Raw genomic sequence first — 11122 nt, forward strand, 5'->3', positions numbered from 1 at the left:
GTAGGCATGTCTTCGACCTCTTCGATCCGCGTACGTTTCGCCCCGTCACCGACCGGCATGTTCCATGTCGGCGGCGCCCGCTCGGCGCTGTTCAACTGGGCGATGGCCGCGCAGTCGGGCGGGACGCTCGTGCTGCGGATCGAGGACACCGACGCCTCCCGCAACAGTCCCGAATGGACCGAGGGCATCATCCGCGCCCTGGCGTGGCTCGGGATGGACGGCGGGCAGTACGAGGGCCCCTACTTCCAGTCCGCCAACGCCGACAAGCACGCCGAGGCGGTCCACACGCTGAAGGAGGCCGGGCGCGCCTACTACTGCGACTGCTCCCGCGAGGCGCTGGTCGCCCGCCGCGGCGGCGACCAGCACAAGGGCTACGACGGCTTCTGCCGCGACCGCGGCCTGGAGCCCGGCCCGGGGCGGGCCCTGCGCTTCCGCACCCCGGACGAGGGCCAGACCACCGTCGTCGACCTGCTGCGCGGCAAGCCCGTCTTCGACAACGCCCTCCTCGAGGACTTCGTCATCGCCCGCGCCGACGGCTCCGTCATGTTCCTGCTGGCCAACGCGGTCGACGACATCAGCCAGGGCATCACCCACGTGGTGCGCGGCGAGGAGCACCTGTCCAACGCGCCCAAGCAGCAGCTGCTGTGGGAGGCGCTCGGCGCGGAGCCGCCCGTGTGGGCGCACGTGCCCGTCATCGTGAACGAGAAGCGGCAGAAGCTCTCCAAGCGCCGCGACAAGGTCGCCCTGGAGGACTACCGCGCCGAGGGCTACCTCGCCGAGGCCATGCGCAACTACCTGATGCTCCTCGGCTGGGCCCCCTCCGACGACCGCGAGATCGTCCCGTGGGACGTGATGGTCGAGGAGTTCCGGATCGAGGACGTCAACACCTCGCCCGCGTTCTTCGACGTCAAGAAGCTCCGCGCGATCAACGGCGAGTACATCCGGGCGCTGCCCGTCGAGAAGTTCATCGCCGAGTGCCTGCCGTTCCTGCAGGAGGCGCCGTTCGACGTGGACGTCGCGGTGTTCGCCGAGCTGGCGCCGCTCGCGCAGACCCGCGTCGCGCTGCTGTCGGAGATCGTCCAGATGATCGACTTCGCGTTCCTGGACGAGCCGCCGGCCGACGAGCAGTCCTGGAACAAGGCGATGAAGGAGCCCGCCGCCGCGATCCTCGCCGCCGCCGAGGCCGCCTACCAGGACGCGCCGTGGAACGCCGCCGAGCTGAAGGACCGGCTGGAGCGGATCGGCACCGAGCACGGGCTCAAGCTCGGCAAGACCCAGGCGCCCGTCCGCGTCGCCGTCACCGGCCGCACCGTGGGGCTTCCGCTGTTCGAGTCGCTGGAGATCCTCGGCCGCGACCGCACCCTCGCCCGCATCGCCGCCGCCCGCGCCAAGCTGGAGGCCGGCGCGTGACTCCGGCCGTTTCCGCCTAGCGGAACGTGATAGCCCCGGGGTAGTGGCCGGACGCGCACACGAAGCGCATCCGGCCCGGCCCCGGGGTACCGAGGTCGACGCGGGTCTCACCGGTCACGGGAAGGATCACGTCCTTGCCGAGACTCGGGACGGTGAACGCCCGCGTGTGGCCCCGCGTCTCCCTCGTCTTCAACACCAGAACGGTGTGCACCCCGGCGCGGGCCGTCACCAGTGCGGGCCGGTAGCCGCGGTCCAGGGCCCACACGGTCACGATCTGGGTTCCGGACGCGTCCGACCTGACGAAACGCGCCGAGTCCGCCGCCGAGGCCGCTCCGCCGCTGTCCGGGAGCCACCCGCCGAGGCGCAGGCCCGACAGCAGCGTCCAGCCTGCCGCGGCGAGGAGGCCGACGGCCAGCAGCGCGGTCAGCCGCCCCCGCAGTGCCCGCAGCGAGCGGCCGACCGTCACGCCGATGAGCCCGAACAGCGGCGCCGTCCCGATCACGAACCCGGACATGACGGCCGCGCCGCCGAGCGCCGACCCCGACGTCACCGCGACCAGTTCGGCCGAGAGCGTCAGCCCGCACGGCAGCAGCACCGTCGCCGCCCCGAGCGCGGCGGGACGCCCGGCTCGCGCCGCAGGCCGGTGCCCTGCCCCTTGGCAGGGGCCTGACTCCTGGCAGTGGCTCGGCTCTTGGCGGTGCTCGGCTTCCCGGCGGTGCTCGGCTTCCCGGTGGTGCTCAGGCTCCCGGCGGTGGTCAAGTTCCCGGCAGTGCTCAGGTTCACGGCCGCGCCGCAGGAGGCGCCGGGCGGGCCCGCAGCCCAGCAGGTCGAGGGCGAACACGGCGAGGACCACCGCCGCCGCCGCGAGCAGGACGCCGCGCACCCGCGGGCCGGGCTGGACCGCGCCCCCCGCCAGCCCGAGCAGCGCCCCCAGCAGCGCGTGCGAGACCAGCTTCGCCCCGAGGAACGCCCCCACCGGCCTGACCGCCGCCCGCCCGCCGCTGACGGCCCCGGTGAGCAGGCCGAGCTGCGTGGCCGCACAGGTGGTGCCGCCCGCGAGCAGACCCGTCCCGGCACCGGCGAGGAAGAGCGTGGCGACACCCACGGGGACCACCTCCGCCGAGAGAGCCTCCCCAACCCCGGCGCCCGCGAAGCGTCACCGCGCGGATACGCCCGGCTGTCCCGCGGTGCCGGAAGCCGTCACTCCGCGAGGCCCTCCACGGGCTCCTGCCCGTCGACGGCCTCCCGGAGCGAGACGATCCTGCGGCTGAGCTCCTCGTACTCGTCGCGCAGCGCGGCCGGGAGGTGCTTGCCGAGCACCTCCGCCTGCTCCTCCACCGAGGCCAGGCGCTCGCCCACGGACCGGTCGGCGGAGGGCTCCTGCGGCGTCCCGGCGGGCCGCGCCTTCAGCAGGGCCGTCTGGTCCCTCAGGAGGGCGGCCTGCTCGCGCAGCAGCGCCGTCTGGTCGCGGAGCTGCTTGTTCTTGTTGTGCAGCTCCACGAACACGGAGACCTTAGCGCGCAGCACCCACGGGTCGAACGGCTTGGAGATGAAGTCGACCGCGCCCGCCGCGTAGCCCCGGAAGGCGTAGTCGGGGTCGCTGTTCACCGCCGTGAGAAAGATGATCGGCAGGTCGCGGGTCTTCTTGCGGCGCTTGATGTCGCGGGCCGTCTCGAACCCGTCCATGCCCGGCATGACGACGTCCAGCAGGATGACCGCGTACTCCTCGGTGAGCAGGGCCTTCAGCGCGTCCTCGCCGGACCGCGCCCGGACCAGGTCCTGATCGAGCGAGCTGAGGATGGCCTCCAGCGCGATCAGGTTCTCCTCGCGGTCGTCCACGAGCAGGATCTTGGCCTTGTCGTCCACGCGCGTCTCTCCGATCACGGTCCCCGCCTGACGCCGCACCTCCACGGCGATCCCTGCTGCCCCGGCTCCTCTCCTCAGCGGACGACGGAGGGCTGCAGCCAGTTCCTCATGACATCAAGGAGATGGTCCACGTCCACGGGCTTCGGCACATAGTCCGACGCGCCCGAGGCGAGACTCTTCTCCCGGTCCTCCTTCATCACCTTGGCCGTGATGACGATGATCGGCAACTCGGCGAACTGCGGCATCTCCCTGATCGCGGCCGTGGTGGCGTAGCCGTCCAGGCCCGGCATCATGATGTCCATCAGCACGACCGCCACGTCGGGGTTGCGGTGCAGGACGTCGATCCCGGCCTGCCCGTCCTCGGCGTAGAGGACCTCCATGCCGTAGCCCTCGAGGACGCTGGTGAGCGCGAACACGTTCCGCACGTCGTCGTCGACGATCAGGACCTTGCGGCCCGACAGGACCGTGTCGAGGAAGTCGGTGGGGGGCTCCTGCAGCAGCCCGTTGAGCGCCTGCTCGGGCTTGCCGGGACGCTCCGCGCCCGGCGGGCGTTGCTCCACCGGCAGCGAGCCCTCCCCGGTCGCGCCCGCGACGCCGTTCCCGGGCGCGGCGCCGGAGCCCAGGGCGGGCGCGGCCTCCGCCCCCGCGACCGCCTCGTCCGGCAGCGCCGGGCGGCGCCGGTCGTCGCGGTCGTCGTACTGGGCGGGCAGGTAGAGCGTGAACACGCTGCCGCGGCCCGGCTGGCTCTCGGCGTGGATCTCCCCGCCCAGCAGCCGCGCGATGTTGCGGCTGATCGACAGGCCGAGCCCGGTGCCGCCGTAGCGGCGGCTCGTGGTCCCGTCGGCCTGCTGGAACGGTTCGAAGATCTCCTGCAGCTTGTCGGCGCTCACCCCGATCCCGGTGTCGATCACCCGGAACGCGATCACGTCGGGCGTGTTCCACAGCGCGGGCAGCGTGAAGTCGATGTCGCCGGCCCGCTCGATCAGCAGCCGCACCTCGCCCTCGGCGGTGAACTTCACCGCGTTCGACAGCAGGTTCCGCAGCACCTGCTGCAGCCGCTGCTCGTCGGTGTTCAGCGTGGCCGGGACGTCGGGCGCGACCTCCACCCCGAAGTGCAGGCCCTTGTCGACCGACAGCGGCCGGAACGTGGCGTCCACGTAGTCGACCAGCGCCGACACCGACAGCCGCTGCGGGTGCGCCTCCATCTTCCCGGCCTCGACCTTCGCCAGGTCCAGGATGTCGTTGATCAGCTCCAGCAGGTCGGTGCCGGACTCGTGGATCGTCCGGGCGAACTCCACCTGCTTGCCGGTGAGGTTGCCGTCCTGGTTCTCCGACAGCAGCTTGGCCAGCACCAGCAGGCTGTTCAGCGGCGTGCGCAGCTCGTGCGACATGTTCGCGAGGAACTCCGACTTGTACCGCGAGGAGATCGCCAGCTGCTCGGCGCGCTCCTCCAGCGTCCGCCTGGCCTGCTCGATCTGGAAGTTCTGGATCTCGATCGCGCGGTTCTGCTGGGCCAGCAGCGCCGCCTTCTCCTCCAGTTCGGTGTTGGAGTGCCGCAGCTCGCCCTGCTGGCGCTGCAGCTCGTCCGACCGCTCCTGCAGCTCCTGCGCGAGCCGCTGGGACTCGCCGAGCAGCGCCTCGGTGCGGGTGTTGGCCCGGATCGCGTTGAGCGTGACCCCGATCGTCTCGATCAGCTGGCTGAAGAACGCCAGGTGGACGTCGGTGAACCGGCCGAACGAGGCCAGCTCGATCGCGCCGAGCACCTCGTCCTCGAACACGATCGGCAGCACGATGATGTTGACCGGGGACGCCTCGCCGAGCCCCGACCCGATCTTGACGTAGTCGGCGGGGGCGTCGGCGATCAGCAGCGGACGGCGCTCCTGCGCCGCCTGCCCGACGAGGCCCTCGCCCAGCCCGAACCGGACGGCGCCGCCGCGGTGCCGCCGCGTCCCGTACCCGGCGATCAGCACGAGCTCGGTCTCCTCGCCCCCGCTCTCGGCCAGGTAGAACGCGCCGTACTGGGCGCTCGCGGTCGGCGTCAGCTCGCGCATGATCAGGTCGGCGACCTGCTGGAGGTCTCGGTGGCCCTGCATGAGCCCGCCGATGCGCGCCAGGTTGGTCTTGAGCCAGTCCTGCTCCTCGTTGGCGCGGGTCGTCTCGCGCAGCGTCGCGACCATCAGGTTGACGTTGTCGCTCAGCTCGGCGACCTCGCCGCGCGCCTCCACGGTGATCGTCCGGGTCAGGTCGCCGGTGGCGACCGCGCTCGCGACCTCGCCGATCGCGCGGACCTGGGTGGTCAGGTTGCCGGCCAGCTCGTTGACGCTCTCGGTGAGCCGCTTCCAGGTGCCCGAGACGCCCTCGACCTCGGCCTGGCCGCCGAGGCGGCCCTCGATGCCGACCTCCCGCGCCACGCGGGTGACCTCGGACGCGAACGACGACAGCGTGTCGACCATGGTGTTCAGCGTGGTCTTCAGCTCGAGGATCTCGCCCTGGGCGTCCACGTCGATGCGCCGCGTCAGGTCGCCGTGCGCGACCGCGGTCGCGACCTGGGCGATGTTGCGGACCTGGTAGGTCAGGTTGGACGCCATGCCGTTGACGTTGTCGGTCAGGTCCTTCCACATGCCGCCCGCGCCCGGCACCCGGGCCTGGCCGCCGAGGCGGCCCTCGGTGCCGACCTCGCGGGCGACGCGGCTGACCTCGTCGGCGAACGCCGAGAGGGTGTCGACCATGGTGTTCAGGGTGGTCTTCAGCTGGAGGATCTCGCCCTGCGCGTCGACCTCGATCTTGCGGGTCAGGTCGCCCTGCGCCACCGCCGTGGTGACCTGGGCGATCCCGCGCACCTGGTTGGTGAGGTTGTTCGCCATCGAGTTGACGTTGTCGGTCAGGTCGAGCCAGACCCCGCCCGCGCCGGGCACGATCGCCTGGCCCCCGAGCCGCCCCTCGGTGCCGACCTCGCGGGCGACGCGGGTGACCTCGGACGCGAACGCCGACAGGGTGTCGACCATCGCGTTCACGGTGTCCTTGAGCTCCAGGATCTCGCCCTGCGCGTCGACCGTGATCTTCTTGCCGAGGTCGCCCTCGGCGACGGCGGTGGTGACCTGGGCGATGTTGCGGACCTGGTAGGTCAGGTTGGACGCCATGCCGTTGACGTTGTTGGTCAGGTCCTTCCACACGCCGCTGACGCCGGGGACCCGGGCCTGGCCGCCGAGGCGGCCCTCGGTGCCGACCTCGCGGGCGACGCGGGTGACCTCGTCGGCGAACGCCGAGAGCGTGTCGACCATCGTGTTCACGGTGTTCTTGAGCTGCAGGATCTCGCCCTGCGCGTCGACCGTGATCTTCTTGCCGAGGTCGCCCTCGGCGACGGCGGTGGTGACCTGGGCGATGTTGCGGACCTGGTAGGTCAGGTTGTTCGCCATCGCGTTGACGTTGTCGGTCAGGTTCTTCCAGACGCCGCTGACGCCCGGCACGTTCGCCTGGCCCCCCAGCTGCCCCTCGGTGCCGACCTCGCGGGCGACGCGGGTGACCTCGCCGGCGAACGCCGACAGCTGGTCGACCATCGTGTTGACGGTGAGCTTCAGCTCCTGCAGCTCGCCGGTCGCCTCGACCGTGACCTTGCGGGTCAGGTCGCCGCGCGCCACCGCCGTGGTGACCTCCGCGATGTCGCGGACCTGCGAGGTCAGCCGCGACGCCATCACGTTCACCGACGCGGTCACGTCCCGCCAGCGGCCGGTCATGCCGCGCGCCGGCGCCTGCCCGCCGAGCCGCCCCTCGGTGCCGACCTCGCGGGCGAACTGGGTGACCTCCCAGGTGAACTGGTCGAGCAGCTCGACCATGCCGTTGACCGACTTGGCCATGCGCAGCAGCTCCCCGCGCATCGGTCGGCCGCGCACCCGCAGCTCCACCCGCTGGCTCAGGTCCCCGGCGGCGACCGCCTCCACCACCTGGCTCATCCCGGTGGCGAGGTCGGTGAGCTTGTCGATGATCGCGTTGGCGTCCTCCACCGCGCCGGCCCACGTGCCCCGCAGCGTCCCCGGCGTCAGGCGCCCCCGCAGCTGCCCCTCCCGGCCGATCTCCTTCCGGACGCGGCTCAGCCCGGAGGCCAGCTCCATGCCGTTGTCACGGATCTCCTCCAGGATGGCCGCGGCCTCCGCCACAGCGCCCTCACCCGACACGTCCAGCTCGGCCTTCGCTTTGCCGTCCCGTACGGCGACCAGCGCCTTCAGGAGCGGTTCGAGGTCCGCGTCGCTGTAACGCGGGGTGGTGTCGCGGTACCCGCCGCCGGGGCGGGCACGTGACGCGGTACGCGGCATGCTCTTCATCCTCCTGGCCCGCGATCGATCGGGTATCCGGATACCACGGACTCCGGCTGCTCTGGGGGCCTCATCGGCCGCACCTGTACTCTACGTCGCCGTGCGGCGGCGGGCTCCGTTCCGCGGGCTTCCGGCGGTCGGGCGGGATCGGCCGCCGGTCCGCTCTCGTAGCCTTCGTGTTACGGTCTGTCGTGTTGTGGCGGGGGTGGTGAAGGCCCAGGCCGGACCCGCTTCCCGGGCGGGTTCGGGCCTCCCGGTGCCGGGCGGCCGACCAGTCTGCCACGATAGCCAGGCCCGGGTGGAGAAGCTTCGAACGAGGGACGACAGTTGGATCGGCAGACGGCGACGGCCACCTTCCCGTCCGCCGCGGCGGCGGTGGCGGACGCGCGCCGGTTCGTCCGCAAGGTGCTCGCCGACTGGGGCATGGACGAGGTGGCCGACGACGCCGTCCTGGCGACGAGCGAGCTCGCCACCAACGCGATCGCCTACGCGGGCACCTCGTTCGAGGTCTCCTGCCGCCTCGTGGGCCGGGACGTCGAGATCGAGGTCCGCGACCGCCACCCCACCCGGGGCATCGAGATGCCGGGCGTCACCGCCTCCAGCGGGCGCGGGCTCCCGTCGATCGCCCGCCTCGCCGCCTCCTGGGGCGTCTCCTACGACCGCCGCACCAAGGGCGTCTGGTTCCGGCTGACCCGGCCGGGCGCCGCCGAGGCCGCCGCGGCGCCCGAGGGCGCGGCCGCCGGCGGTCCGGAGGCCGCCTTCACCGCCGACATCGCCGCGAACGGCTCCGCGCAGGGCGAGCGCGCCGCCCGTGATCGCGGCGCCCGTGATCGCGGCGCTCCCGGCGCGGTCGAGCCGGCACGGGACGGAGCCGCCGCCCAGGTCCGCGAGGGCAGGCTGGCGGGCGGCGCGAGCGAGGTCCCCGTGGCCGGCGACCGGCTCCTGCGCTCCCCGGCGGCCGTGGAGGCCATGGAGGACGGCGTCGCCACCGTCCGGGAGGTCCTCGGCGCCGAGGGCGCCGCCGTCCTGCTGACCGAGCGAGACGGGCGCCTGATCATAGGGTCGGCCGCCGGCACGGCCGCGGAGATGCCGCTCGGCGAGCTGTCGGTCGCCTCCCTCACCCCTGCCGCCCGCGCCGGCTCCGCCTGGGTCGCCGCGGACGCCTCCGATCCGACCGCCGCCGCGCTGCGGGCCTCCTCGCTGGCCGCCGCCCCGCTGGAGTCGCAGGGCCGCCTGACGGGCCTCATCGTGGCCGTCTCGTCCCTGTCCGGCCGCTTCGACCAGTCCGACGGCGCCCGGCTCGGCCGGCTCGCCGACGAGATGTCGCTCTCCCTGGAGAAGGCCAGGGTGGGTGAGTTGGAACGCTCCTGGCGCGGCTGGCTCAGCTTCGTCGCCGAGGCGAGCGACCTGCTCGCCGGCACCCTCGACCAGGAGCGCACGATGGCCCTGGTCGCCCAGCTCGTCGTGCCGCGCCTGGCCACCTGGTGCGCCGTCTACACCGTCACCGAGGCCGAGCCCGACCGGCTCGCCTACGTGTGGCACGCCGACGAGGACCGCGCCGACGGCCTGCGCGAGCTGCTCGAGCACGCGGGCGCGGCCCCGCCCACCGACGCCTCCGGGCCCTGGAACGGGCTCGCCACCGCGCCCGAAGAGGTCCGGGCCGCCGTGGGCGACACCGCCAACGACCAGGTCTACGCCTTCCCGCTGATCGCCCGCGGCCGGCGCATCGGCACCATCGTGATCGGCCGCCCGGCCGGCGACCGCTTCCCGCGCAGCGCGATCGAGCTGGCCGAGGAGCTGAGCCGCCGCGCGGCCCTCGCCGTCGACAACGCGCGCCTGTTCTCCGCCCAGACCGCCATGAGCAGCGCGCTGCAGCGCAGCCTGCTGCCGCCCGGCATCCCGGAGATCCCCGGCCTGGAGGTGGCGGTGGTCTACGAGCCGGCGGGGGAGGGCAGCGAGGTCGGCGGCGACTTCTACGACGTCTTCGAGAGCGGCCGCCGGCCCGGCGGACCGGCCCCCGCGTCCCGCTGGCGGTTCGCCATCGGCGACGTGTGCGGCACCGGCCCCGAGGCAGCCGCCGTCACCGGCCTCGCCCGGCACGCGCTGCGCATCCTCGCCGCCGAGGACATGACCGTCCCGGCCGTCCTGACCCGGCTCAACCGGCTCATCCTCGGCGAGGGCGAGCGCGGCCGGCTGCTCACCCTGCTGCACGGCGAGATCACGGCCCGGCGGCGCCGCGACGGCGTGACGATCAGACTGACGAGCGCGGGGCACCCGCCCCCGCTGGTGCTCGACCCTGAGGGCGGCGTGCGCGAGGTCGCCTCGCCCCAGCCCCTGCTGGGCGTCTTCGACGGCGTGGAGTTCCACACCGACACCGTCGAGTTGCGCCGCGGAGAGGTCCTGCTCTGCGTGACCGACGGCGTCACCGAGCGGCGCTCCGGCAGCCGGCTCCTGGGCGACGGGCACGGCCTGGAGAAGCTGCTCGCCGGCTGCACCGGGCTGAGCGCGGGAGCCGTGGCGGCCCGCATCCAGCGCGCGGTACGCGACTTCGGCCCGGAGCCGTCGAACGACGACGTTGCCCTCATCGTTCTGCGGGCGTCATGATGGAGACCAACAATCGGTAAGGTGGGGTGGCGTGGGGCTTGCCTTGCACACGACACGACAGGAAGGCCGTGCGACGATCGCCGCGCGCGGCTCTATAGACCTGCACTCCTCCGACGAGCTGCGCGCTCGGCTGACCGAGCTCGTGGACGCGGGCGAGCGGTCGGTCGTCGTCGACCTCGCGGCGGTCGACTTCTGTGACTCCTCCGGCCTGAACGTCCTCGTCCGCGCGTACAAGCACGCGCGCGCGCAGAACGCCACGCTCACCGTCACCGGGGCCTACGGCCGCGTCGAGAACGTGCTGCGCACCACCGGGCTCGACCGCTTCCTCATCGAGGGCCCGGCGGAGGAGGCTTCGGCCGATGGGCGGTGAAGGGACACGATGAAGAACGGCGAGCGGGCGGAGTGACCGACCCGATGACCGAGACCACGTTGCGTGCGGCGCCCCAGACCGAGGCGGTCGAGTACGCGAGGCGACTCGCGGCCCGCACGATGCGCACCTGGGCGCTGATGGACCGCGAGGAGCTCGTCACGGCGATCGTGGCCGAGCTCGTGGCCAACGCCGTCCGGCACGCCGGGACGGCGCTGGAGCTGCGGCTGCTGCGCGGCAGCGAGCGGATCCGTGTAGAGGTCCGCGACCGCGCGGCCCAGCTGCCCCGCCTGACCGTCCCCGGCCCCCTGGACGAGTCGCACCGCGGCCTGTTCATCGTCGACCGCTTCGCCGACTCCTGGGGCGCCGACCCGGTGACCGGCGGAAAGGTCGTCTGGGCCGAGGTCGGCATCTGAGACGCCGTCCCAGCCGGAACGAGCCCTCTCGCATGACCACCTGTGGGAGCGGGGGCCCCCCGCGGGGGCGGGGGGGGGGGCCCGCCAAACAGCGGCGGGGGGGCGCGGCGGGGAGGGGGACACACCCGCATTAAAACGTCGCAGAAACA

At 73.0% G+C, this 11122-nt stretch carries 7 protein-coding genes; 4 read left to right on the forward strand and 3 right to left on the reverse strand.

The genetic code is table 11. The annotated features are described in order from the left end of the window. Positions 1-6 precede the first annotated feature (6 nt). Positions 7-1410, forward strand: a complete 1404-nt coding sequence (gltX, locus tag ABWI07_RS34125) for a glutamate--tRNA ligase (protein WP_353821087.1) — start codon at positions 7-9, stop codon at positions 1408-1410. A 16-nt stretch (positions 1411-1426) separates the two neighbouring features. Here gltX and ABWI07_RS34130 read toward each other — a convergent pair whose 3' ends face one another. From ABWI07_RS34130 to ABWI07_RS34140, 3 genes are all read right to left on the reverse strand, one after another. Next, the gene (locus ABWI07_RS34130) at positions 1427-2515 is read right to left on the reverse strand and encodes an urease accessory protein UreH domain-containing protein (RefSeq protein ID WP_353821089.1); all 1089 of its coding nucleotides are present in this window, start codon (positions 2513-2515) and stop codon (positions 1427-1429) included. Positions 2516-2610: 95 nt separating this feature from the next. Next, the gene (locus tag ABWI07_RS34135) at positions 2611-3276 is read right to left on the reverse strand and encodes a response regulator (RefSeq protein ID WP_149264542.1); all 666 of its coding nucleotides are present in this window, start codon (positions 3274-3276) and stop codon (positions 2611-2613) included. Between the two features lie 74 nt (positions 3277-3350). Further along, positions 3351-7586, reverse strand: coding sequence for a hybrid sensor histidine kinase/response regulator (locus ABWI07_RS34140; protein ID WP_353821090.1), 4236 nt, complete (start codon positions 7584-7586; stop codon positions 3351-3353). Between the two features lie 327 nt (positions 7587-7913). Here ABWI07_RS34140 and ABWI07_RS34145 point away from each other — a divergent pair, with 327 nt between their 5' ends. The 3 genes from ABWI07_RS34145 to ABWI07_RS34155 are packed head-to-tail and all read left to right on the forward strand — an operon-like array spanning position 7914 to position 10973. Next, positions 7914-10190: a SpoIIE family protein phosphatase gene (locus ABWI07_RS34145; RefSeq protein ID WP_353821091.1), complete on the forward strand. Its 2277-nt coding sequence runs from the start codon at positions 7914-7916 to the stop codon at positions 10188-10190. Between the two features lie 31 nt (positions 10191-10221). Then, on the forward strand, positions 10222-10560 hold the full coding sequence (locus ABWI07_RS34150; protein ID WP_149264524.1) for an STAS domain-containing protein: 339 nt from the start codon (positions 10222-10224) through the stop codon (positions 10558-10560). Positions 10561-10604: 44 nt separating this feature from the next. Beyond that, entirely contained in the window at positions 10605-10973 is a 369-nt protein-coding gene (locus ABWI07_RS34155) for an ATP-binding protein (RefSeq protein WP_353821092.1), read from the forward strand. Positions 10974-11122: the final 149 nt, after the last annotated feature.

Source organism: Actinomadura sp. NPDC000600 (genome assembly GCF_040492135.1).
Classification (GTDB): Bacteria; Actinomycetota; Actinomycetes; order Streptosporangiales; family Streptosporangiaceae; genus Spirillospora.